Here is a 654-nt window from a genome sequence, read left to right on the forward strand (position 1 = left end):
GACTGCGCGGACGTGGGGGCATTGCACTGTCGGGTGCCTCGGGGTTCACCCCGGGGACGGCGGTGGCCCGGGTTTGGTATCATTACGTCTGTATCGCTGCTCGTCGGACCCACGCGGGCAGCGTGTCATTGGAGGAAGCCCGATCGCTAAAGACCTTCGCGTAAACGAACAGATCCGCGTGCCGCAGGTGCGCGTGATCCGCGGCGACGAGCAGCTCGGTGTCCTGGACACGCGGGAGGCTCAGCGCCTGGCCGACGAGGCCAACCTCGACATGGTCGAGATCGCTCCCACGGCCCATCCGCCCGTGGTGAAGATCATGGACTACGGCAAGTTCAAGTATGAACAGGCCAAGAAGGAGCGCGAGTCACGCCGCGGCTCCAAGCAGGTCGAGTTGCGCGAAGTCCGGATGAAGGTCAAGATCGATACTCACGACCGCGACTTCAAGATCCGCACCGCCCGAAAGCTGCTGCTCGAGGGCGACAAGGTCAAGGTCTCCGTCATGCTCCGGGCGCGCGAGAACTCGCACCCCGAGGTGGCGGAGGAGCTGCTCAAGCGGGTGTACACCCAGCTTGAGGACCTGGCGGACATGGAGCGCCCGCCCCGACTCGAGGGTCGCTTTTTCAGCATGACGCTGGACCCGGCGAAGAAGGCGTT

The 654-nt window shown here is 64.7% G+C and carries 1 protein-coding gene; it reads left to right on the top strand.

What is annotated here, in order from left to right; genetic code table 11:
• Nucleotides 1-142: 142 nt before the first annotated feature.
• Nucleotides 143-654 (top strand): translation initiation factor IF-3 (gene infC, locus KDM41_18345; protein MCB1185385.1); only part of this gene is annotated, 512 nt, incomplete at its 3' end.

The organism is bacterium (assembly GCA_020440705.1).
Classification (GTDB): Bacteria; Krumholzibacteriota; Krumholzibacteriia; order LZORAL124-64-63; family LZORAL124-64-63; genus JAGRNP01.